This window comes from Naasia sp. SYSU D00057 (genome assembly GCF_017916505.1).
GTDB lineage: Bacteria > Actinomycetota > Actinomycetes > Actinomycetales > Microbacteriaceae > Naasia.
The window spans coordinates 445,189-466,205 of record NZ_JAFMSZ010000001.1; the positions used below are offsets into that span (position 1 = coordinate 445,189).

Below are 21,017 nucleotides of genomic sequence, written 5' to 3' on the forward strand. Positions count from 1 at the left end.
GTCCGGAGTGCTCGTGACCCACCTCGTCCTCGTCCGCCATGGCCAGACCGACTGGAACGTGGAGCGCCGCATCCAGGGGACGAGCGACATCCCGCTCAACGACACGGGACGGCGGCAGGCGCGCGAGGCCGCGAAGCTGCTCGCGCGCGAGCACTGGGACGTGATCGTCAGCAGCCCACTGTCCCGGGCGCGGGAGACGGCGGAGATCCTCTCGGCGGAGCTCGGCCTCGGCGAGGTCGAGCTGGTCGACGCCCTCCAGGAGCGCAACTACGGCGCCGCCGAGGGCCTCACCGGCGCCGAGGCGGAGGAGCGCTACCAGGGCCGGGTGCCGGGGCGCGAGAGCCCACAGGAGGTCCTCGACCGCGTGCACCCCGCGCTCGTGGCACTCGCCGAGGAGCACCCGGGCAAGGCGGTGCTGGTGGTGAGCCACGGCGGGGTGATCGGCACCCTCGTCCGGGACGCCACCGACCACTCCTGGCCCGAGCCGGGCCAGCTCATCCCGAACGGGTCGCACCACCGCTTCGCCTACCGGGACGGCGGGATCGGACTCGTCGAGTTCAACGGTCGCCCCTGGGCGGAGCCGGCGATGGAGGTGGCGGGCGATGCAGCCGCAGGCTGAGGCGTTCCGCGCGAAGTTGCGCGAGCTCGGCGAGGACGGGAACGTCCGCGAGACCGCGACGAGCGCGCACACGGCGGCGGAGGCGGCCGCCGCGCTCGGCGTCGAGGTCGCCGCCATCGTCAAGAGCCTCGTGTTCACCGTGACGGCGGACGGCGGCCGGGCCGAGCCGCTCCTCGTCCTCGCCTCCGGGCCCAATCGGGTCGACCTCGACCGGGTCGGCGCCCACCTCGGCGGCACCGTGGGCAAGGCGGACGCCGCCACGGTGAAGTCCGCGACCGGGTACAGCATCGGCGGCGTCCCACCGCTCGGCCACCCCGCGCCGCTGCGCACCCTCGTCGACGCCGCGCTCCTCGATCAGGAGCTGCTCTGGGCCGCCGCGGGCACCGCGACGGCGGTGTTCCCGATCACGCCGGCACGGCTCGTCGAGCTCAGCGGCGGCGAGGTGCTCCGGATCTCCTGATGCGGGCCAGCTCGAGCAGGAGGTCGCCGAGGATCTCGGCCGACGCATCCCAGCTGTAGGTCCTTCCCCGCTCGAGGGCGGCGGCGGACCGCCGGGCCCACTCCCCCGGCACCTCGAGCGCCCGCACCGCCGCGGCGAACGCGGCGGGGTCGTCCGGGTCCGCGTAGAGAGCGGCCTCACCGCCGACCTCGCGGAAGATGCCGATGTCGCTCAGCACCGTCGGCGTGCCGACGCTCATCGCCTCGACCACCGGGATGCCGAACCCCTCGTCGCGGGATGCGGAGACGAGCGCGGTCGCCTCGAGCAGCGCCTCCCGGTACTCCTCGTCACTGGCCCCGTCGTGGAAGACGAGCCGGGCCTCGGGGGCGAGGGCGGTGAGCCGCTCGCGCTCCCCCTCCGGCAGGCGGCTCATGAGGTGCAGCTCGTACCCCGGGAGCAGGGCGGCGGCGCGGACGAGGGTGTTGACGTTCTTGTAGCCGATGAAGGCGCCCATGTAGACGAGGCTGCGCCGGGCGGGCTCCGTGCGCGCCGGAAGCGGCTCCCGCGCCGTATCGGCCGCGTTCGGGACCACGGTGATCGGCCGGCGGGTGAGCCGGTGCTGCCGCATCAGCTGCTTGGTGGTCTCCGAGACCGTGACGACGGCATCCGCGCGGTTGAGGAGCAGCCGCTGGGGCCACCAGGCGAGGTGGTAGACGCGCCACAGCAGGCGCAGCCACCACGCGAACTGAGCGGGCGGCGTCCGGTGCCGGTAGTAGATGAGGTCGTGCAGCGTGAGGACGACCGGATAGCGGCGCCCGAAGGTGCCCATCGTCTGCATGGGGCTGAACACCACGTCGGGCTCGGTGCGGTTCACCCGCAGCGCCACGAGAGGCTCGAGCGGACTGGTCGGCGACGGGATGCGGTGCCACGGCACGTCCGGCAGCAGGCGCAGCTGCCGTGGGTCGCTGACGAGAACCGTGAGAGGCATCCGGCGGGCGAGCGCGGCGGTGACGCCCGCGGTGTACCGGCTGATGCCGTCGTGGCGCCCGTCGGCGCGCAGGTACCGGCAGTCGACCACGACCCGCGGGACGCGCTCGTCGTCCGCGGCTCCGGATCCGCCCGGCGCGTCCGAAGTTCCGTCGGACTGCTCCTCGCCGAAGAGGAAGCCCTCCACCTCGCGGGCCGCGGCATCCGGCACCTCGTAGTGGATGAGGTGCCCGACGTCCGGCAGCACGGTGAGCGTGGCCTGCGGGAACAGGTCCGCGAGCACGTGCTGGTCGGCGACCGGCGTGATGTCGTCCTTCGCGGCCGCGATGAGGTGCACCGGCACCGGGATCCGCGAGGCGTAGACCGAGACGTCCGAGCCGACGGAGGCGCGGAACGCCTCGAGCACGACGTCGCGGCTGGCGAAGGCGCCGAAGAAGAGGTCGTGCTGGTTGTGGATCCAGCGGCGCAGAGCGCGGTCGCGGGTCTTCGCCATCGTGACGCTCATCCCGCGGGTGACCACGCGCCAGCGGAGCAGCGCGAAGCCGGGCGTCTCCGGCAGCCGGGCGCCGAGCCAGTAGTAGAAGACGGCGAGGCGGGTGCCGACGGCGTTGGGGCCGGAGAGGGCGGGCGAGGCGATCGGGTTGATGAGGACCGCCTGCGGCGTCGGCAGGCCGGCAGCGAGGGCGGCGGAGACGACGATCGTGCCGAACGAGTGGCCGAGGAGCACGGCCGTGCCGCGCAGGCCGAGCTCGTCGAGGAACGCCGACAGCCAGGCGCCGTAGCCCTCGATGTCGTGGCGGTGACCCGTCAGCGGATCGGACTCGCCGAAGCCGGGCAGGTCGGGCGCGATCACCCGCAGGCCGGGCCGGCGGGCGCACAGGGAGGCGACGATCGCCTCGAGGCCGTGGTGGTCGCCGCGGAAGCCGTGCACCGCGACGACGGTGACCTCCGCGCTCGCGGCGGACGCCCCGTACTCCCAGTAGCGGGTGCGGGATCCGAGCACGGAGGCTTCGGCGGGCCGACCCTCCGCGCTCACCGGGTGAGGGGACGGGACGACCTTCATCGCGCACAGTCTACGGGCGTCGCACGCGGGCCCCCGCCCCGGCGGAGCGCTTCTCGGGCCGACCGTAGGATGAGGGAATTCGCCCACGTGGAGGGGATTGCCAGTGAGCTTCACCGCACCGATCACGCTGCCCGGCTTGACTCTGGACCCGCAGTGGTACCGCCGAGCGGTCTTCTACGAAGTGATGGTGCGCTGCTTCGCCGACAGCAACGGTGACGGCACGGGAGACCTCGGCGGGCTCATCTCGAAGCTCGACTACCTGCAGTGGCTCGGCGTCGACGCGCTCTGGCTGCCGCCGTTCTACCAGTCGCCTCTCCGCGACGGCGGCTACGACGTCTCCGACTTCCAGGCGGTGCTGCCCGAGTTCGGCACCCTCGACGAGTTCCGGGAGCTCGTGACGAAGGCGCACGAGCGCAACATGCGCATCATCATGGACTTCCCGCTCAACCACACCTCCGACCAGCACGCCTGGTTCCAGGCGTCGCGCGAGGACCCCGAGGGGCCCTACGGCGACTACTACGTGTGGAGCGACACGGACGAGAAGTACGAGAACATCCGCATCATCTTCGTCGACACCGAGGAGTCGAACTGGACGTTCGACCCCGTCCGGCGGCAGTTCTTCTTCCACCGCTTCTTCTCGCACCAGCCCGACCTCAACTTCGAGAACCCGGCCGTGCAGGAGGAGATCTTCAACATCGTCCGGTTCTGGTTCGACATGGGCGTCGACGGCATCCGGCTGGACGCGATCCCGTACCTCTTCGAGTCCGAGGAGGGCAACGGCGAGGGCGAGCCGCCGACGCACGAGTTCATCAAGCGCCTGCGGCGGATGGTCGACGTGGACTATCCCGGCCGCATGCTCGTCGCCGAGGCGAACCAGTGGCCGCGGGAGGTGGCCGCCTTCTTCGGCTCCGAGGAGGAGCCGGAGTGCCACATGGCCTTCGACTTCCCGGTGATGCCGCGCATCTTCTACTCCCTGCGGTCTCAGACGTCGGGCGAGCTCGTGAAGATCCTGTCGGAGACGACGGACGTGCCCGCCGGCGCCGCGTGGGGCGTGTTCCTCCGCAACCACGACGAGCTGACGCTCGAGATGGTGTCCGAGGAGTACCGGCAGGCCATGTACGGCTGGTACGCCTACGACCCGCGCATGCGCTCGAACATCGGCATCCGCCGGCGCCTCGCTCCCCTGCTCGACAACTCGCGTGCCGAGCTGGAGCTCGCCCACGCCCTGCTGTTCTCGCTGCCCGGGAGCCCGTTCCTCTACTACGGCGACGAGATCGGGATGGGCGACAACATCTGGCTCGCCGACCGTGACGCATCCCGCACGCCGATGCAGTGGACGCCGGACCGGAACGCCGGCTTCTCGGCCGCCGACCCCGGCAAGCTCTACCTGCCGGTCGTGCAGTCGCTCGTCTACCACTACTCGCTCATCAACGTGGAGGCGCAGCTCGCGCAGTCCCGGTCGCTGCTGCACTGGGTCCGCAACGTCATCCACGTGCGGAAGGCCCACCCGACCTTCGGGCTCGGCGGCCTGCACGTGCAGGAGACCGATCACGAGTCGGCGCTCGCGTTCGTCCGCTCGTACGCGGGCAGCGGCCACCACTTCGGCGACCAGCCGGAGGACGTCCTCTGCGTCTTCAGCTTCTCCCACAACCCGATCTCGGTCACCGTGTCGCTCCCCGAGTTCGCCGGCGCGCGCCTCACCGACCTGTTCGGCGGTGGACGCTTCCCGGAGGTGGGCGAGGACGGCAAGGTCACCCTGACCCTCGGCACGCAGTCCTTCTACTGGCTGAAGATCACGCGCCCCGGCGCCTGACGGGTCCCGCGCGGCAACCGCTCGCCGCGGTGGAAACGTCCTCGCGGCACCCGTAGCAACACCCGCGGGGAGGACGTTTCCGGTGCCGCGAGCGGAGCCGCGGCGAAGGCGCGGGAAGCCGTTGCGGCGACGCGCGCCCGGCCTCCCGGACGGCGTCGGGGGCGCTTCGTAGGCTGACCGCGTGACGAGCCTCGACGCGCGCTACAAGGCGGCCCTCCCCGAGTTCCCTCTCTTCGAGCTGGACTTCGGGAACGACGAACCCGCGGCAGCGCCGGCGGCCGGCACCATCCCGACGGCGGAGCGCGCCGCCGAAGCGCCCGTCGCGCCGGCGCCCGTCGAGGAGGAGGTCGTGGGTCCCCCGGCCCTGATCTCGCTCGACGCCGTCGAGGTCGACGCCACTCCCGTGGTGGATGAGGCGGAGGCCGCCCTGCTCGATGCGGCGGGCCTTCCGGGCTGGGCGGATGCGGTCGGCGTCTTCGACCTGGAGACCACCGGCATCGACACCGACACGGCGCGCATCGTCAGTGCCTCGGTCGCGGTCCTCGACGACTGCGGCGTCGTCGTCGAGCGGAAGGACTGGCTGCTCGACCCGGGCGTCGAGATCCCGGCCGGCGCGTCGGCGGTGCACGGCATCTCCACCGAGCGCGCCCGGCGCTACGGTCGTCCGGCCTCCGAGGTCGTGCCGGAGATCCTCGCGGCCATCCGCTCGGTCGAGCGGCGGGGCATCCCGCTCGTCGTCTACAACGCGCCGTACGACCTGACGCTGCTCGCCCGCGAGGCGGCCCGCCACGGCCACGAGCCTCTCGACGGCACCGGCCACGTCATCGACCCGCTCGTGCTCGACAAGGCGCTCGACCGGTACCGCAAGGGCAAGCGCACGCTCGAGGTCACCGCGGCCATCTACGGGGTCGCGCTCACCGACGCCCACGACGCGGCGGCGGACGCCATCGCGGCCGGTCGGCTCGCGCAGGCCATGGCCTCCCGCTACTCCGCCCAGCTCGGCGTCGAGCCGGCCCGCCTGCACGCGATGCAGGCGGACTGGTGCCGCGAGCAGGCCGAGCGCTTCCAGGACTACATGCGCCGCACGAAGGACCCCGAGTTCACGGCGGACCCCAGCTGGCCCTGCCGCTAGGTCTCACGCACCTCGGCGATTGAGGAGCGCCCCGCAGGGGCGCGTCTCGAAATCCCGCGACGCGTCTCAGGACTCTGCCACAGCGGGAGCAGTCCCAGCGCACGTCGCGTGATTTCGAGACGGCCGCTGCGCGGCCTCCTCAATCACCGGAGTGGCCGGTTAACGACGAAGGGCGCCCCCGCAGGGGCGCCCTTCGGATCGGCAGGTGTTACTTGCCGAAGTTCTTGTAGCGCGAGTTGAACTTCTCGACGCGGCCGGCCGAGTCCATGATGCGCTGCTTGCCCGTGTAGAACGGGTGCGAGGCGGAGGAGATCTCGACGTCGATCACCGGGTAGGTGTTGCCGTCCTCCCACTCGATCGTCTTCGAGCTCGAGACGGTGGAGCGCGTGAGGAAGCTCTCGCCCGAGGCGAGGTCGCGGAACACGACGGTGGCGTAGTCGGGGTGGATGCCGGACTTCATGGCGAACGATCCTCTGGTCTGGATGGAGGGGAAAGGGAAAAGTCTGTGGCCGAAGGGCCGACAGACAAGGATAGCAGGCTCAGCCGGCCCGCGCGGCGAAACGGCCGTCCGTCTCGCTGACCTCGAGCGGGAGGCCGAAGGTCTCCGACAGCCGGTCCGACGTGAGCACCTCGCCGATCGGGCCGGCGGCGACCGCGCGCCCCTGCGACAGCAGGAGGGCGTGCGTGAAGCCGCGCGGGATCTCCTCGACGTGGTGCGTGACCATGACGATGCCGGGCGCGAACGGCGAGCTCGCGTAGCCGCCGAGCAGCTGCACGAGCTCCTCGCGCGCCCCGAGGTCGAGGCTCGCGGCCGGCTCATCGAGGAGCAGCAGCTCCGGGTCCGTCATCACGGCGCGCGCGATCTGGACGCGCTTCTGCTCGCCGTCGCTGAGCTCGCCGAAGCGGCGCCCCTCGAGGTGGCCGAGCTTCCACTCCCCCAGCACGCGCTGCGCGCGGCGGATGTCGAGGTCCTCGTACTGCTCGTTCCAGCGGCCGGTGACCGAGTATGCGGCGGTGAGCACCACGTCGAGCACCGTCTCCGACGCCGGGATGCGGCGCGCCATCGCCGTGGAGGCGAAGCCGATGCGGGGCCGCAGCTCGAACAGGTCCGTGCCGCCGATGCGCTGGTCGAGGACCGTCGCCGTGCCGCGGCTCGGGTGCATGAACGCGGCCGCGATCTGCAGGATTGTGGTCTTGCCCGCACCGTTCGGTCCGAGGACCACCCAGCGCTCGGCGCTGTCGACGGTCCAGTCCACGGAGTCCAGGATCGTGGTGCCCTCACGGGTCACCGACACGTCGGACAGCTGGAGCACCGTGGTCATAGGGAAACCCTATCCGCTCGCCCCGCCCCATCCCGGGAGCGTCAGGACCCGCGGATCACCCTCTCGTAGAGGGCCCGCGTGTCGGCCGCGATGCGGGCCCAGCTGAACTCCTCCTCGGCGCGTCGCCGCCCCGCCTCGCCGTACCGCCGCGCCGTCTCCGGGTCGCTCACGACCTCGGTGAGCGCGGCGGCCAGGTCGTCGACGAAGCGGTCCGGGTCGACCGGCGTGCCGGTGCCGTCCTGCACCTGCTCGATGGGCACGAGCCGTCCCGTGACGCCGTCCTGCACCACCTCGGGGATGCCGCCCGTGGCGGTGCCGACGACGGCCGCCCCGCATGCCATGGCCTCGAGGTTGACGATCCCGAGGGGCTCGTAGACGGAGGGGCACACGAACGTGGTGGCCGCGCCGAGGATGGTCGACAGCTCCCGCCGCGGCAGGAGCCGGTCGATCCAGACGACGCCCGTGCGCTCCTGCTGGAGCACCCGCACGGCGTCGCTCACCTCGGCCATGATCTCGGGCGTGTCGGGCGCGCCCGCGCACAGCACCAGCTGGACCTCGGGCGGCAGCTTCCGCGCCGCCCGCAGGAGGTACGGCAGGCCCTTCTGCCGGGTGATGCGGCCGACGAACACGACGGACGGACGGTCCGGGTCGACGCCGAGGGAGCGGAGCAGCTCGTCGTCCTCCACGGCGTTCCAGTCGGTCAGGTCGATGCCGTTGTAGATGACGGAGACGCGGCTGTCGTCGAGGGACGGGTACGAGCGGAGGATGTCCCGCTTCATGCCCTCGCTGACCGCGATCACGGCGTCGGCGGTCTCGAACGCCTCCCGCTCGATCCAGCTGGAGATGCGGTAGCCGCCGCCCAGCTGCTCGGCCTTCCACGGCCGCAGCGGCTCGAGGCTGTGCGCGGTGACGACGTGCGGGATGCCGTGCAGCATCGAGGCCAGCCGGCCGGCCGCGTTCGCGTACCAGGTGTGCGAGTGCACGAGGTCGGCGCCGCCGGCGTCCTGCGCGATCTGCAGGTCGACGCCGAGCGTCGCGAGGCTGGGGTTCGCGTTCGCGAGCTGCTGAGGCACCAGGTACGCGTGCGTGTCCGGCTCGTCGCGCGGCTTGCCGAAGCAGCGGACCACCACGTCGAGGTCGCCGCGCATCGCCCGGACGAGCTCCGCGACGTGGACTCCGGCGCCCCCGTAGATCTCCGGCGGATACTCCCTGGTCAGCAGATCGACGCGCATCCCCACACGCTAGTAGTGGTTGCGCCCTCCCCCGCAAGGGGTCGCTGATGAGGCGTCACATCCGTTCCCGGCCGGGGTCACCGCCGTTATGGTGAGTCCATGGCAGGCAAGAAGATCTTCGGCATCGTGCTGGCGGGCGGTGAGGGGAAGCGGCTGATGCCGCTGACCGCTGACCGCGCCAAGCCGGCGGTGCCCTTCGGAGGCACGTACCGGCTCATCGACTTCGCTCTGTCGAACCTGATCAATTCGGGGCTCACCCAGATCGTGGTGCTGACCCAGTACAAGTCGCACAGTCTCGACCGGCACGTGGCCGAGACCTGGCGCCTGTCGAGCCTGCTGAACTCCTACATCGCGTCCGTCCCCGCGCAGCAGCGGCTGGGCAAGCGCTGGTACACGGGCTCGGCGGACGCGATCCTGCAGAGCCTCAACCTCATCAACGACGAGAAGCCCGACATCGTCGTCGTGGTCGGCGCCGACCACGTCTACCGCATGGACTTCGAGCAGATGATCGACGCGCACATCGAGTCGGGCTGCGGCGTGACCGTGGCCGCGATCCGCCAGCCGTTGTCGCTCGCCGACCAGTTCGGCGTCATCCAGACGAACCAGCGCCGCCCCACCCGCATCACCAAGTTCCTCGAGAAGCCGAAGAACGCGCGCGGCCTCGCCGACTCCCCCGACGAGGTCCTCGCCTCGATGGGCAACTACATCTTCAACACCGACGCCCTCATCGAGGCGGTGCACGCGGACGCCGAGCTCGAGGGTTCGAACCACGACATGGGCGGCGACATCATCCCCGCCTTCGTGAAGCGGGGCGACGCCGCCGTCTACGACCTGAACCGCAACGTGGTGCCCGGGGCGACGGACCGCGACCGCTTCTACTGGCGCGACGTGGGGACCATCGAGTCCTTCTTCGAGGCGCACCAGGACCTGGTGGCGCCGGTGCCGGTCTTCAACCTCTACAACGAGGAGTGGCCGATCTACACGCAGCAGGTCAACTCCCCGCCCGCCAAGCTCGTCCGCGACGCGCACGGCAACTACGGCACGATGATCGACTCGATCGTCTCGCTCGGCTCCGTCATCTCCGGCGCCCGCGTCGAGCGCAGCGTGATCGGACCCTGGTCGACGATCGGCTCCGGCGCCGTGGTGACGGATGCGGTGCTCTTCGACCGGGCGCATGTGCACGCCAACGCGGTGGTCTCGCGGGCGATCCTCGACAAGAACGTCGTCGTCGAGGAGGGCGCCCGAGTGGGCGTCGACCCCGAGCGCGACCGTGCTCGCGGGTTCACCGTCACCGACACGGGCATCACCGTGGTGGGCAAGGGAGAGCGGGTATCGGCGTAGCAGAGGGGGCGGCGCGGCATCTCGTGGTGCTCGACGTCGACTCCACCCTCATCGAGGACGAGGTCATCGAGCTGCTCGCGGACGCCGCGGGCAGCCGGGATCTCGTCGCCGCCATCACCGAGCGCGCGATGCACGGCGAGCTCGACTTCGAGCAGAGCCTGCGGGAGCGCGTCGCGACCCTCGAGGGCCTGCCCGCCGACGTGGTCGAGGAGGTGCGCGCGCGGATCACCGTCACCCGCGGCGTGCCGGAGCTCATCGCCGCGGTGCACGAGGCGGGCGGCCGGATCGCCACGGTGTCGGGCGGGTTCCACGAGGTGCTGGACCCCCTCGCCGAGCAGCTCGGCCTCGACTACTGGCGCGCGAACCGGCTCGAGGTCGCCGACGGCAGGCTCACCGGCCGGGTCCACGGCGGCGTCATCGACGCGGCCGCGAAGGCGTCGACGCTCATCGAGTGGGCCGACGACTGCGGCGTCCCGCTCGAGCGCACCGTCGCCGTCGGCGACGGTGCCAACGACCTGCCGATGATGGCGGTGTGCGGCCTCTCGGTCGGCTTCGACGCGAAGCCGCCGGTGCGGGACGTGGCCGACATCCTCATCGACGTGCGCGACCTCAGCCAGCTGCTCCCGGTCCTCGGCCTCCGCAGCTGACTTCGCGGACGGGGCTAGTGCCCCATACCGAGGCCGCCGTCGACCGGCAGCACCGCGCCCGAGATGTAGGCGGCGTCGTCGGAGGAGACCCACGCGACCACCTTGGCGACCTCGTCGGCGGTCGCGAAGCGGCCCGCCGGGATCGCCTTCCTGTACTCGGCCTGCTGGGCCTCCGGCAGCGCCGCGGTCATCTCGGTCTCGATGAAGCCGGGAGCCACCACGTTGGCGGTGATGCCGCGGGCGCCGAGCTCCCGAGTCAGTGAGCGTGCCATGCCGACGAGGGCCGCCTTCGACGAGGAGTAGTTGACCTGTCCCGCGCCGCCGTAGAGGCCGACGACGCTCGAGATGAGCACGATCCGGCCGAAGCGCGCCTTGAGCATGCCCTTCGATGCGCGCTTGACCACGCGGAACGCCCCCGTGAGGTTCGTGTCGAGGACCTCGGTGAAGTCGTCCTCGGTCATCCGCAGCACGAGGGTGTCGCGGGTGATGCCGGCGTTCGCGACGACGACCTCGACCGGGCCGAGCTGCGCCTCCACCTCGGTGAAGGCGGCGTCGACGCTGGCCGAGTCGGTCACGTCCGCGGCGACCGTCAGCGCGCCCTCGGGCCCGCCGCTGCCGGAGCGGGAGGTCACGGCGACCCGGTCGCCCCGCCGTACGAACTCCTCGGCGATCGCGAACCCGATGCCGCGGTTCCCGCCCGTGATCAGAACCGTTCTCGCCACGCAAGCTCCTCGTTGTCTGGGACCATCCCAGCCTAGGCCTCGGGGTGCCTGCGACCGGCGTAGTCTGGCTGGAGCCGATGAGCAAGCGATCCGAAGCCCAGTCGATCACGACGCTGCCCCTGTCCCCTCAGGAGGAGCGCAAGTCGCGCATGGTCAAGTACTCGATCGCCATGGGCATCCGCACCCTCTGCGTCGTGTCGCTGCTGTTCGTGCAGGGCTGGTGGATCCTCGTCATGGTGGCCGCCGCGCTGGTGCTGCCGTATCTCGCGGTCGTGATCGCGAACACCCAGTCGCGCGGCGCCGTCCAGGCGATGGCCGAGCGGCCGTACGCCGCGCTCCCGCCCGCGCCCCGGCCCGGACCTCCGTCAGAACCCCCGCACATCTCGTGACCGCGCCGCTCGTGTGCTCGCGTGCGGGCTGCGACAGCGCCGCGACCTGCTCGGTGGAGTGGCGCAATCCGCGCATCCACGACGAGAGCCGGCGCAAGGTGTGGCTCGCCTGCGATGAGCACCGCGACTACCTCCGCGACTACCTGGCCGCGCGGGACTTCCCCGTCGAGGTCGTCGACTCGCTTCCCGAGGGCCGCTCGTGAGCCGCTGGCGCTTCGTGCTCTCGGCACGCTGGGCCCGCTATCTGGTGCTCGTGCTCCTGTTCGCCGCCGGCTGCGCGGGCCTCGCCTCGTGGCAGGTGGCCCGGCGCGACGCGAAGGTGGCGGAGATCACCCGCATCGAGCAGAACTACGATGCCGCCCCCATCCCTCTCGAGGAGGCGCTGCCGGAGCCCGGGTCGTTCACCGCGGACCGGGAATGGCAACGGGTGGAGCTCACCGGCGAGTACCGGACCGAGGACCAGCTGGTGGTCCGCAACCGGCCGCGCGGCGGCACGCCCGGCTTCGAGGTGCTGGTTCCCTTCGAGACCGACAGCGGCCGGGTCTTCCTCGTCGACCGCGGCTGGGTTCCGATCTCGGACGGCGGCGCTCCCGCGTCGATCCCCGACGCTCCGGAGGGGCCGGTGACCGTCATCGCACGCCTGAAGCCCGGCGAGGGGACGGTCGCGGGTGCGACTACGACCTCGTCGGGCGTGCTGGCGTCCATCCATCTCCCCGAGGTCGAGCGGGTGCTCGGCACTCCGGTCGAGCAGAGCGCCTATGGCCTGCTCGCCGGCGAGGACCCCGCCCCGGCCGAGCGGCCGGCGCCTGCCGCGCGTCCGGAGATCGACGAGGGACCGCACCTGTCCTATGCGGTGCAGTGGGTCGTGTTCGCCCTGCTCGGCTTCGGCGGCCTGGTCTTCGCCGGACGCCAGGAGTACCGCTACCGGAACGCCGACGACCCCGAGGAGCAGCGCAGGGCGGCGGACCGCGCCGCCAAGAGGGCGGTCCGGCGCACCGACGCCGATGAGGAGGACGCCCTCCTCGACTCGGTGCGCTGAGCCCGGCCGGCGCTACGCCAGCGTGATCAGGTCGGCGTAGTCCTTCGTCCAGAGGTCCTCGGTGCCGTCCGGCATGATGAGCACCCGCTCGGGGTTCAGCGCCTCGACCGCGCCCTCGTCGTGGCTCACGAGCACCACGGCGCCCTTGTAGCCCGCGAGAGCGCCGAGGATCTCCTCGCGGCTCGCCGGGTCGAGGTTGTTGGTGGGCTCGTCGAGCAGCAGCACGTTCGCTGAGGAGACCACGAGCATCGCGAGGGCGAGCCGGGTCTTCTCGCCGCCGGAGAGCACTCCTGCGGGCTTGCTGGTGTCGTCGCCGGTGAACAGGAACGAGCCGAGCACGCGACGTGCCTCGGTCTCGGTGATGTCCGGAGACGCCGCCGTCATGTTCTGCAGCACGCTGCGGTTCACGTCGAGCGTCTCGTGCTCCTGCGCGTAGTAGCCGATGCGGAGGCCGTGGCCGGCCTCGATGACGCCGGTGTCCGGCTGGTCGACCCCGGCGAGGATGCGCAGCAGGGTCGTCTTGCCCGCGCCGTTGAGGCCGAGCACGACGACCTTCGAGCCGCGGTCGATGGCGAGGTCGACGGCGGTGAAGATCTCCAGCGAGCCGTAGTTCTTCGACAGATCGTTCGCCATGAGCGGCGTGCGTCCGCAGGGCGCGGGGTCGGGGAAGCGCAGCTTCGCGACGCGGTCCTGGGCGCGCACCTCCTCGAGTCCGGAGAGCATCTTCTCGGCCCGCCGCACCATCTGGTGGGCGGCGGCGGCCTTCGACGCCTTCGCCCCGAACTTCGCGGCCTGCAGCTGGAGGACGCTCGCCTTCTTCTCGGCGTTGGCGCGCTCCTTCTTGCGCCGCTCCTGGTCCGCCTCCCGCTGGCGCAGGTACTGCTTCCAGCCCATGTTGTAGATGTCGATGACGGCCCGGTTGGCGTCGAGGTAGAAGACCCGGTTGACGGTCTCGCCGACGAGCTCGATGTCGTGGCTGATCACGATGACGCCGCCCGCGTACGACTTGAGGAAGTCGCGCAGCCAGACGACGGAGTCGGCGTCGAGGTGGTTGGTGGGCTCGTCGAGGATCATCGTGTCGGCGCCCGAGAAGAGGATGCGCGCGAGCTCGATTCGGCGGCGCTGACCGCCGGAGAGCGTCTTCAGCGGCTGGTCGAGGATGCGGTCGGGCAGGCTGAGGTTGCCGGCGATCGACGCCGCCTCCGCCTCGGCCGCGTAGCCGCCGAGCGCGAGGAACCGGTCGCTGAGGTTGCCGTACCGCTTCATGGCGGCCGCGGCGACCTTCTCGTCGGTGCTCGCCATCTCGAGGGTGGCCTTCTCCATGCCGAGCACGAGGGAGCCGAGCCCGCGGGCGTTGAGGATGCGCGTGCGGGCGAGCTCCTCCGGGTCCCCGGAGCGCGGGTCCTGCGGCAGGTAGCCGATCTCGCCGGTCCGCTCGATCCTGCCGCCGGTCGGCAGGGTCTCCCCCGCGAGCGTCTTCGTCAGGGTCGTCTTGCCGGCGCCGTTGCGGCCGACGAGCCCGATCTTGTCCCCGGCCCCCACCCGGAAGTCGACGTGCTCCATGAGCAGGCGTGCGCCGACCCTGATCTCGAGGTCATGCACGGCGAGCACAGCAAACGTCCTTTTCTTCGAGAGGGAGGGGGTAACAGAGCCGAAACACCGGCCCCCTAGTATAAATTCCGCCGACGGCCGACCGGCCGGGCAGACCTCCAGGAGAAACGTGTCCTCGATCTCGCTCGTCCGCCGCCCAGTCCTCGTCGATCGTGTCGTGCCGCGCAGCCTCGTGTCCGACGCCGCCGTCATCGCCGCGGGTGCCGCGCTGACCGCCGGCCTCGCGCAGGTCGCCGTTCCGCTGTGGCCGGTGCCGATCACCGGTCAGACTCTCGCGGTGCTCCTCGTCGGCGGCAGCCTCGGCGCCCTTCGTGGCACCCTCTCGATGGTGCTCTATGCCGCGGTCGGCATGCTCGGCCTGCCGGTGTTCAGCGACGGCGAGAGCGGCCTCGCGACGGTCCTCGGACCGACCGGCGGCTACATCCTCGGCTTCGTGCTCGCCGCCGCTCTCACGGGCTGGCTGGCCGAGCGCCGCTGGGATCGGAAGTTCCTCGGCGGCATGGTGAGCTACCTCGCCGGCTCCGCAGTCGTCTTCGCGGTCGGCCTCCCCTGGCTCGCCGCCTCCCTCGGCCTCGACCTGCAGCAGACCCTCACGGCCGGCCTGTACCCGTTCATCCTCGGCGGCGTGATCAAGGCCGCGATCGCGGCGGGCGTCATCCGCCTCGGCTGGTTCGCCGCCGACCGCAAGGCCCGCTGAGCGGTCTCCCCGCTCACCCTGACCTGCCCACTTCTGTCGCGACTCACAAGCGAGTTGCCGCAGAAGTGGGCAGTTCGCGTCAAGCGGGAACGCCCTGGGTGACGCCGAAGGCGCCGATGATGAGCGCCATCACGACGAGCGTGACGAGCTCGTAGCCCAGGTTGAGCAGGGTGAGCGCCCACGGCCGACGGTCGAACGCGTCGTGCGTGATGAAGCGCGCAGCGGTGAAGCCCGCGAACAGGATCAGCGCGGTGATCAGCGCGTTTACCAGGGAGCTGCCGCCGTAGTAGGCCTGGGAGAGCGACGCCGCGCCGGCGAGCACGAGTGCCGTGACGAAGCTCGCCACGATCGTCGCGATGTAGGCGGGAACCGGCGACTTCGCGATCTGCTCATCCGTGATGCCGGAGAGGCGCATCCACCGATCGCCCATGACGGGCCGGGAGTACCAGACGAAGCCGACGACCATGCTCGACAGCGTTGCGAGCAGGACGGCCCAGAGATTGATGGCGGGAACGGTCATGCCCCGACCCTAGCGACCGGGTTCGTCGCTGCCGGGGCGCAACGACCCGCGCCGTGCCCGCTTCCGCGGAAACTGGAGCGCGAGTCGCCGCAGAACCGGACAGGTCAGCGCGAAGAGCTCAGATGGCGAAGCCGATGGCGCGCATCATCTCGCGGCCGTCGTCCGAGATGCGCTCGGGGCCCCACGGCGGCATCCACACCCAGTTGATGCGGAACCGCTCGCAGTGCCCGTCGAGGGCCTGCGCGGTCTCCTCCTCGATCACGTCCGTCAGGGGGCAGCCCGCCGAGGTGAGCGTCATCGAGATGAGCAGCGCGTCGTTCTCGTCGTCCCAGTTGAGGTCGTAGATGAGGCCGAGGTCGACGACGTTGACGCCGAGCTCGGGGTCGACGACGTCCTTCAGCGCCTCGGTGATCTCGTCGAAGCGCTCCGGGCTGAGCGAGACGGTGGCCATCAGAGCACCACCGTGCCGGGCAGGAAGCGGTCGTAGCCCTCTTCCTCCAGGCGCTCGGCGAGCTCGGGCCCACCCTCCTCGGCGACACGGCCGTTCACGAAGACGTGCACGAAGTCCGGCTTGATGTAGCGGAGGATGCGCGTGTAGTGCGTGATGAGGAGGATCCCGAGGCCGGTGGCCTCCTTGGCGCGGTTCACGCCCTCGGAGACGATCTTCAGCGCGTCGACGTCGAGGCCGGAGTCGGTCTCGTCGAGCACGGCGAAGCGCGGCTTCAGGAGCTCGAGCTGGAGGATCTCGTTGCGCTTCTTCTCGCCGCCCGAGAAGCCCTCGTTGACGTTGCGCTCGGCGAACGACGAGTCCATGCGCAGCTTCGTCATCGACTCGCGCACCTCCTTCACCCAGCCGCGGATGGCCGGCGCCTCGCCGTCGATCGCGGTCTTCGCGGTGCGGAGGAAGTTCGAGTTGGTGACGCCAGGGATCTCGACCGGGTACTGCATGGCGAGGAAGAGGCCGGCGCGGGCGCGCTCGTCGACGCTCATGGCGAGGACGTCCTCGCCGTCGAGCGTGATCGAGCCGCCGTCGACCGAGTACTTCGGGTGACCGGCGATCGCGTAGGCGAGCGTGGACTTGCCGGAGCCGTTCGGGCCCATGATGGCGTGGATCTCGCCCTCGTTGACCGTCAGGTCGACGCCGCGCAGGATCTGCTTGCTGCCCTGCTCGGTCTCGACGCTGACCTCGAGGCCGGAAATCTGGAGAGTGGACATGGTGCTACCTCGTTCTGGCGACGCTCAGGCGTCGATGCGCTTGGGGGCGGGGTCGACGTACACGTCGTCGTCGACGACGGTCACGGCGAATACGGGCACCGGCTCGTAGGCCGGGAGGGTGAGGGGACGACCGGTGTTCAGCTCGAAGCGCGAGCCGTGAGCCCAGCACTCGAGCGTGTCGTCCTCGACGAAGCCCTCGGCGAGCGAGATGTCGCCGTGGGTGCACTTGTCGCCGAGGGCGTGGATCTCGCCGGCGCTGTCGCGGACGACGGCCACCGCGACGTCGCCGACCATCACCCGGAGGGCCTGGTCGACGCGCACGTCGGAGACGGAGCAGACGCGGACACCGCTCATCGGCGGCCTCCGGCGAGCTCGACCTCGATGGCGGCCGTGAGCCGCTCCTCGAGGGGCGCGTAGCCGATCTTCTGGATGATGTCGGTGAGGAAGCCGCGCACGACGAGGCGCCGCGCCTCCTCCTCGGGGATGCCGCGGGCGCGCAGGTAGAACAGCTGCTCGTCGTCGAAGCGGCCCGTGGCGCTGGCGTGGCCCGCGCCCTGGATGTCGCCCGTCTCGATCTCGAGGTTCGGGATCGAGTCGGCGCGGGTGCCGTCGGTGAGGACGAGGTTGCGGTTCTGCTCGTAGCTGTCGGTCGCGACGGCGTCGGGGCCGATGAGGACGTCACCGATCCACACGGTGCGCGCGCCCTCGCCCTGCAGCGCGCCCTTGTAGTTGACGCGTCCGCGGGTGTTCGCCGCCTGGTGGAACAGGAACACCTGCTGCTCGAGGTGCTGGCCGCCGTCCGCGAAGTACACGCCGAGCAGCTCGCCGTCGGCGCCGGTGCCCGCGAGGGTGACGGCCGGGTTGACCCGGACGACCTCGCCGCCGAGCGAGACGACGACGTGCTTGAGGGTCGCGTCGCGGCCGACCTTCGCGAAGTGGGTTGCGACGTAGCGCGCGTCGTCGTCGAAGTCCTGGACGGTGACGACCGTCAGCGACGCGCCGTCGCCGACGAGGATCTCCACGTTCTCGCTGAGGAGTGCGGAGCCCGCGTTGTCGAGCACGACCACGGCGTTGCTGAACGGCTTGGCCTCGATGAGGGTGTGCGCGGCGCGGGCGCCGGAACCGAACTGCGACCGGGTGAGCACGAGCTCGCGGTGCTCCTCGCCGCCGACGGTGACGGCGAGGGCGCCCTCGAACATCGTCCACGCGTTGGCGGAGGCCCGGTCCTCGGGGATGCCGGCGAGCCCGATCCGCGGGTCGGAGCGGGGCACCCAGGCCACGTCGATGTCCTCGACGGCCGGCGCCTCGAACTCGTAGCGGCTGCCGTCGAGGTGCCCGCTGATCAGCTCGGCGATGCGGTCGACCGGCGTCAGCTTCCAGGTCGCCTCGCGACCAGTCACCTCCGGGAAGTCGTGCACGTCCGTCGAGGTGAACCGCTCGTTGCGCGTCTGCACCGGCACGCTGCCGTGTCGGTTCGTCGCGTCGGAGATGATCGCCGGCCGCGTGCCGGTGCCCGTGACCTCGACGGCGGTCTCGCCGTCGGGGGTCGCCAGTCCGCGGGTGGTGGTGTCGTTCTCAGTCAAAGTGTTCTCCGGCACCTAGCCGACGCTGCCTTCCATGCCCATCTCGATGAGCTTGTTGAGCTCGAGTGCGTACTCCATCGGCAGCTCGCGCGCGATCGGCTCGATGAAGCCGCGGACGATCATGGCCATCGCCTCGTCCTCGGGCATGCCGCGCGACATGAGGTAGAAGAGCTGCTCCTCGCTGACCTTCGAGACAGTCGCCTCGTGGCCGAGCTGGACGTCGTCGACCCGGATGTCGATGGCGGGGTACGTGTCGGATCGCGAGATCGTGTCGACGAGCAGGGCGTCGCAGCGGACCGTGTTCGCGGAGTGGTGCGCGTTCGCGTCCACCCGGACCTCTCCGCGGTAGCCGGCGCGGCCGCCGCCGCGGGCGATCGACTTGGAGACGATCGACGACTGCGTGTACGGCGCCATGTGGATCATCTTCGCGCCGGCGTCCTGGTGCTGGCCGGGGCCCGCGAAGGCGACGGACAGGGTCTCGCCCTTGGCGCGCTCGCCCGCGAGGTAGATGGACGGGTACTTCATCGTCACCTTGGAGCCGATGTTGCCGTCGATCCACTCCATCGTCGCGCCCTCGTGGGCGATGGCCCTCTTGGTGACGAGGTTGTAGACGTTGTTCGACCAGTTCTGGATGGTCGTGTACCGGACGCGCGCGTTCTTCTTGACGATGATCTCGACGACCGCGGAGTGCAGCGAGTCGGACTTGTAGATCGGCGCCGTGCAGCCCTCGATGTAGTGCACGTAGCTGTCCTCGTCGGCGATGATCAGCGTCCGCTCGAACTGGCCCATGTTCTCGGTGTTGATCCGGAAGTAGGCCTGCAGCGGGATCTCGACGTGCACGCCCTTCGGGACGTAGACGAAGGAGCCGCCCGACCAGACGGCCGTGTTGAGTGCGGCGAACTTGTTGTCGCCCGAGGGGATGACGGTGCCGAAGTACTCCTGGAAGATCTCCGGGTGCTCCCGCAGCGCGGTGTCGGTGTCGAGGAAGAGCACGCCCTGCGCCTCGAGGTCCTCGCGGATCTGGTGGTAGACGACCTCGGACTCGTACTGGGCGGCGACACCGGCGACGAGGCGCTGGCGCTCCGCCTCCGGGATGCCGAGCTTCTCGTACGTGTTGCGGATGTCCTCGGGCAGGTCCTCCCAGCTCTGGGCCTGCTTCTCGGTGGACCGCACGAAGTACTTGATATTGTCGAAGTCGATCTCGGAGAGGTCGGCGCCCCACATCGGCATCGGCTTGCGCTCGAAGATCTGCAGAGCCTTCAGCCGGTTGCGGCGCATCCACTCCGGCTCGTTCTTGAGCGTCGAGATGTTCTCCACGACGGCCGGCGAGAGCCCGCGCTGAGCGGTGGCACCGGCGGTGTCGGTGTCGGCCCAGCCGAACTCGTACTGCCCCAGGCTCGCGAGTTCCGGTCGGTCGATCAAGACGTCGGACATGTGTACCTCTCTTCCGTCGGGGCCAACCGGACGGTGGCCCCCGGCATTCCCTCGCACAGCTTTCGCTCAGGCCGAGGAGACTCGCCCGATCCGGGCTCCGGAGCTCTCGCGCCTAGACTGAACACCACCTCGGGAGGACTCCCGATATCGACGCTGACGTGCCCGAGACGGCATGGGCGGTGTTCGTGACCCCAGCAATGCTACAGGGACGTTTTCCCGCGCGAAAGGCAGTCGGTGGCCCTAGACACCCGGACGGAAGCCCCCTCCCCCGCACGCCTCCGGGCGCGACTCATGCCGACGGGGATCACCTCGTGGACCCGGCTGCTCGCGTGGACGAACCTCGTGCTCCAGGGCGTCATCGTCGGCACGGGCGGCGCCGTGCGCCTGACCGGCTCCGGGCTCGGCTGCCCGACGTGGCCGCGCTGCACGGCGGAGTCGTTCGTCGCGACGCCGGAGATGGGCATCCACGGCGCCATCGAGTTCGGCAACCGGCTCCTCACCTTCGTGCTCGTCGGGGTGGCGGTGCTGCTCTTCCTCGCGGTCGTGCGCACCGCTCCCACCGGCCGTCGCCTCGTCGTGCCCGCCCTGCTGATCGGTCTCGGCATCCCGGCCCAGGGCGTCGTGGGCGGCATCACCGTGCTGACCCAGCTCAACCCCTACGTCGTCGGCCTGCACTTCGTCGTGTCGATCGGTCTCGTCGCTCTCGCCACCGTGCTCGTCTGGCGGGTCTATTTCCCGGTGGCCGACCGCGCCAACGTGGTGCCCGCATCGACCCGTGCCGCCGGCTGGGGTGTCGCGGCGCTCACCCTGATCACGATCGTGGTCGGGATCATCACGACCGGCTCCGGCCCGCACGCCGGCGACAGCGGCGCCGCGCGCAACGGACTCGACTCGGAGCTCCTGCAGCATGTGCACAGCTGGCCCGCCTACGCCCTGTTCGCGCTGACGCTGGTCATGCTCGGGCTGACACGCACCGCGCCGCGGATGCGCCGCTACGTCGTCCTGCTGCTCGCGACGGAGGTGCTGCAGATCGCGGTCGGCATCACCCAGGCCCGCACCGGCCTGCCGGCCGGGCTCGTCGCCGCGCACATGCTCCTCGCCTGCGTCGCCACAGGCCTTGCGACCGCCGTCGTGCTCGCCGCACGCCAGCCGGTGCGTGCGGCTCAGCTCTCCCCCACGGACACCGCCGCCTCCCTCCGCTGACAACCTCCG

23 protein-coding genes and 1 pseudogene are annotated in these 21,017 nt (G+C 70.8%); 11 read left to right on the forward strand and 13 right to left on the reverse strand.

The genetic code is table 11. The features are described 5' to 3' along the window. Positions 1–13 precede the first annotated feature (13 nt). Complete coding sequence (locus tag J3P36_RS02095) at positions 14–619, forward strand: histidine phosphatase family protein (protein ID WP_210505610.1); 606 nt, start codon at positions 14–16, stop codon at positions 617–619. Further along, a complete protein-coding gene (locus tag J3P36_RS02100) occupies positions 603–1,079 on the forward strand; it encodes a YbaK/EbsC family protein (protein ID WP_210505611.1) in 477 nt (158 codons plus the stop codon). The genes J3P36_RS02095 and J3P36_RS02100 overlap by 17 nt, the downstream gene beginning before the upstream one ends. Here the strand turns inward: J3P36_RS02100 and J3P36_RS02105 are convergent. Together J3P36_RS02105 and J3P36_RS02110 are read right to left on the reverse strand one after the other, a co-directional pair. After that, a complete protein-coding gene (locus J3P36_RS02105; protein WP_307806982.1) occupies positions 1,048–2,136 on the reverse strand; it encodes a glycosyltransferase family 1 protein in 1,089 nt (362 codons plus the stop codon). The two genes, J3P36_RS02100 and J3P36_RS02105, sit on opposite strands and share 32 nt — an antisense overlap. A gap of 81 nt (positions 2,137–2,217) precedes the next feature. After that, positions 2,218–3,108, reverse strand: a pseudogene (locus J3P36_RS02110) (alpha/beta fold hydrolase); the annotation flags it as partial. Between the two features lie 103 nt (positions 3,109–3,211). Here J3P36_RS02110 and treS point away from each other — a divergent pair. Both treS and J3P36_RS02120 read left to right on the forward strand, forming a co-directional pair. Then, positions 3,212–4,921 (forward strand): maltose alpha-D-glucosyltransferase, encoded by a 1,710-nt coding sequence (gene treS, locus J3P36_RS02115; protein ID WP_210505612.1) that lies wholly within the window; start codon positions 3,212–3,214, stop codon positions 4,919–4,921. Positions 4,922–5,102: 181 nt separating this feature from the next. After that, on the forward strand, positions 5,103–6,053 hold the full coding sequence (locus tag J3P36_RS02120) for an exonuclease domain-containing protein (protein ID WP_374100699.1): 951 nt from the start codon (positions 5,103–5,105) through the stop codon (positions 6,051–6,053). A gap of 208 nt (positions 6,054–6,261) precedes the next feature. On the opposite strand, the gene J3P36_RS02125 is transcribed toward J3P36_RS02120, so the two are convergent. From J3P36_RS02125 to glgA, 3 genes are all read right to left on the reverse strand, one after another. Further along, positions 6,262–6,513, reverse strand: coding sequence for a type B 50S ribosomal protein L31 (locus tag J3P36_RS02125; protein ID WP_210505613.1), 252 nt, complete (start codon positions 6,511–6,513; stop codon positions 6,262–6,264). 79 nt (positions 6,514–6,592) lie between these two features. Then, complete coding sequence (locus J3P36_RS02130) at positions 6,593–7,375, reverse strand: ABC transporter ATP-binding protein (protein WP_210505614.1); 783 nt, start codon at positions 7,373–7,375, stop codon at positions 6,593–6,595. A 41-nt stretch (positions 7,376–7,416) separates the two neighbouring features. Further along, the gene (gene glgA / locus J3P36_RS02135; RefSeq protein WP_210505615.1) at positions 7,417–8,607 is read right to left on the reverse strand and encodes a glycogen synthase; all 1,191 of its coding nucleotides are present in this window, start codon (positions 8,605–8,607) and stop codon (positions 7,417–7,419) included. A 99-nt stretch (positions 8,608–8,706) separates the two neighbouring features. On the opposite strand from glgA, the gene glgC reads away from it, so the two are divergent. Both glgC and serB read left to right on the forward strand, forming a co-directional pair. Further along, positions 8,707–9,948, forward strand: coding sequence for a glucose-1-phosphate adenylyltransferase (glgC, locus tag J3P36_RS02140; protein WP_210505616.1), 1,242 nt, complete (start codon positions 8,707–8,709; stop codon positions 9,946–9,948). Between the two features lie 23 nt (positions 9,949–9,971). Then, positions 9,972–10,595 carry a phosphoserine phosphatase SerB gene (gene serB / locus J3P36_RS02145; protein WP_210505617.1) on the forward strand — a complete coding sequence of 208 codons (624 nt, stop codon included), beginning with the start codon at positions 9,972–9,974 and terminating at the stop codon, positions 10,593–10,595. A gap of 14 nt (positions 10,596–10,609) precedes the next feature. Here the strand turns inward: serB and fabG are convergent, their stop codons facing one another. Continuing rightward, positions 10,610–11,317: a 3-oxoacyl-ACP reductase FabG gene (fabG, locus tag J3P36_RS02150; protein WP_210505618.1), complete on the reverse strand. Its 708-nt coding sequence runs from the start codon at positions 11,315–11,317 to the stop codon at positions 10,610–10,612. Between the two features lie 77 nt (positions 11,318–11,394). Between fabG and J3P36_RS02155 the strand changes: the two genes are divergently transcribed. The 3 genes from J3P36_RS02155 to J3P36_RS02165 are packed head-to-tail and all read left to right on the forward strand — an operon-like array spanning position 11,395 to position 12,745. Then, on the forward strand, positions 11,395–11,706 hold the full coding sequence (locus J3P36_RS02155) for a DUF3099 domain-containing protein (RefSeq protein WP_210505619.1): 312 nt from the start codon (positions 11,395–11,397) through the stop codon (positions 11,704–11,706). Continuing rightward, positions 11,703–11,909, forward strand: a complete 207-nt coding sequence (locus J3P36_RS02160) for a hypothetical protein (protein ID WP_210505620.1) — start codon at positions 11,703–11,705, stop codon at positions 11,907–11,909. Before J3P36_RS02155 ends, J3P36_RS02160 begins: the two co-directional genes overlap by 4 nt. Next, entirely contained in the window at positions 11,906–12,745 is an 840-nt protein-coding gene (locus tag J3P36_RS02165; protein WP_210505621.1) for an SURF1 family protein, read from the forward strand. Before J3P36_RS02160 ends, J3P36_RS02165 begins: the two co-directional genes overlap by 4 nt. A gap of 12 nt (positions 12,746–12,757) precedes the next feature. Here the strand turns inward: J3P36_RS02165 and J3P36_RS02170 are convergent, their stop codons facing one another. Beyond that, positions 12,758–14,356: an ABC-F family ATP-binding cassette domain-containing protein gene (locus tag J3P36_RS02170; protein WP_210505622.1), complete on the reverse strand. Its 1,599-nt coding sequence runs from the start codon at positions 14,354–14,356 to the stop codon at positions 12,758–12,760. Positions 14,357–14,465: 109 nt separating this feature from the next. Between J3P36_RS02170 and J3P36_RS02175 the strand changes: the two genes are divergently transcribed. Beyond that, positions 14,466–15,053: a biotin transporter BioY gene (locus tag J3P36_RS02175; protein ID WP_210505623.1), complete on the forward strand. Its 588-nt coding sequence runs from the start codon at positions 14,466–14,468 to the stop codon at positions 15,051–15,053. 79 nt (positions 15,054–15,132) lie between these two features. Here J3P36_RS02175 and J3P36_RS02180 read toward each other — a convergent pair whose 3' ends face one another. The 6 genes from J3P36_RS02180 to sufB all read right to left on the reverse strand — a co-directional run bounded on the left by J3P36_RS02180 (position 15,133) and on the right by sufB (position 19,805). Then, complete coding sequence (locus J3P36_RS02180) at positions 15,133–15,573, reverse strand: DUF1761 domain-containing protein (RefSeq protein WP_210505624.1); 441 nt, start codon at positions 15,571–15,573, stop codon at positions 15,133–15,135. A 118-nt stretch (positions 15,574–15,691) separates the two neighbouring features. Next, complete coding sequence (locus J3P36_RS02185) at positions 15,692–16,024, reverse strand: metal-sulfur cluster assembly factor (protein WP_210505625.1); 333 nt, start codon at positions 16,022–16,024, stop codon at positions 15,692–15,694. Next, positions 16,024–16,788 carry a Fe-S cluster assembly ATPase SufC gene (gene sufC, locus J3P36_RS02190; protein WP_210505626.1) on the reverse strand — a complete coding sequence of 255 codons (765 nt, stop codon included), beginning with the start codon at positions 16,786–16,788 and terminating at the stop codon, positions 16,024–16,026. The genes J3P36_RS02185 and sufC overlap by 1 nt, the downstream gene beginning before the upstream one ends. A 24-nt stretch (positions 16,789–16,812) precedes the next feature. Then, positions 16,813–17,142, reverse strand: a complete 330-nt coding sequence (locus tag J3P36_RS02195; protein WP_210505627.1) for a non-heme iron oxygenase ferredoxin subunit — start codon at positions 17,140–17,142, stop codon at positions 16,813–16,815. After that, complete coding sequence (gene sufD, locus J3P36_RS02200) at positions 17,139–18,281, reverse strand: Fe-S cluster assembly protein SufD (protein ID WP_210506552.1); 1,143 nt, start codon at positions 18,279–18,281, stop codon at positions 17,139–17,141. Before sufD ends, J3P36_RS02195 begins: the two co-directional genes overlap by 4 nt. 105 nt (positions 18,282–18,386) lie before the next feature. After that, positions 18,387–19,805 (reverse strand): Fe-S cluster assembly protein SufB, encoded by a 1,419-nt coding sequence (sufB, locus tag J3P36_RS02205; RefSeq protein WP_210505628.1) that lies wholly within the window; start codon positions 19,803–19,805, stop codon positions 18,387–18,389. Positions 19,806–20,096: 291 nt separating this feature from the next. Here sufB and J3P36_RS02210 point away from each other — a divergent pair, with 291 nt between their 5' ends. Next, complete coding sequence (locus J3P36_RS02210; RefSeq protein WP_210505629.1) at positions 20,097–21,008, forward strand: heme A synthase; 912 nt, start codon at positions 20,097–20,099, stop codon at positions 21,006–21,008. Positions 21,009–21,017: the final 9 nt, after the last annotated feature.

Bases quoted from the DNA above. Each gene is read 5' to 3' on its own strand.
- sufC (WP_210505626.1), bottom strand. From the start codon at position 16,788: ATGTCCACTCTCCAGATTTCCGGCCTCGAGGTCAGCGTCGAGACCGAG.
- J3P36_RS02125 (WP_210505613.1), bottom strand. From the start codon at position 6,513: ATGAAGTCCGGCATCCACCCCGACTACGCCACCGTCGTGTTCCGCGAC.
- J3P36_RS02100 (WP_210505611.1), top strand. From the start codon at position 603: ATGCAGCCGCAGGCTGAGGCGTTCCGCGCGAAGTTGCGCGAGCTCGGC.
- sufB (WP_210505628.1), bottom strand. From the start codon at position 19,805: ATGTCCGACGTCTTGATCGACCGACCGGAACTCGCGAGCCTGGGGCAG.
- J3P36_RS02185 (WP_210505625.1), bottom strand. From the start codon at position 16,024: ATGGCCACCGTCTCGCTCAGCCCGGAGCGCTTCGACGAGATCACCGAG.
- glgC (WP_210505616.1), top strand. From the start codon at position 8,707: ATGGCAGGCAAGAAGATCTTCGGCATCGTGCTGGCGGGCGGTGAGGGG.
- J3P36_RS02130 (WP_210505614.1), bottom strand. From the start codon at position 7,375: ATGACCACGGTGCTCCAGCTGTCCGACGTGTCGGTGACCCGTGAGGGC.
- J3P36_RS02155 (WP_210505619.1), top strand. From the start codon at position 11,395: ATGAGCAAGCGATCCGAAGCCCAGTCGATCACGACGCTGCCCCTGTCC.
- J3P36_RS02180 (WP_210505624.1), bottom strand. From the start codon at position 15,573: ATGACCGTTCCCGCCATCAATCTCTGGGCCGTCCTGCTCGCAACGCTG.
- J3P36_RS02195 (WP_210505627.1), bottom strand. From the start codon at position 17,142: ATGAGCGGTGTCCGCGTCTGCTCCGTCTCCGACGTGCGCGTCGACCAG.
- J3P36_RS02210 (WP_210505629.1), top strand. From the start codon at position 20,097: ATGCCGACGGGGATCACCTCGTGGACCCGGCTGCTCGCGTGGACGAAC.
- glgA (WP_210505615.1), bottom strand. From the start codon at position 8,607: ATGCGCGTCGATCTGCTGACCAGGGAGTATCCGCCGGAGATCTACGGG.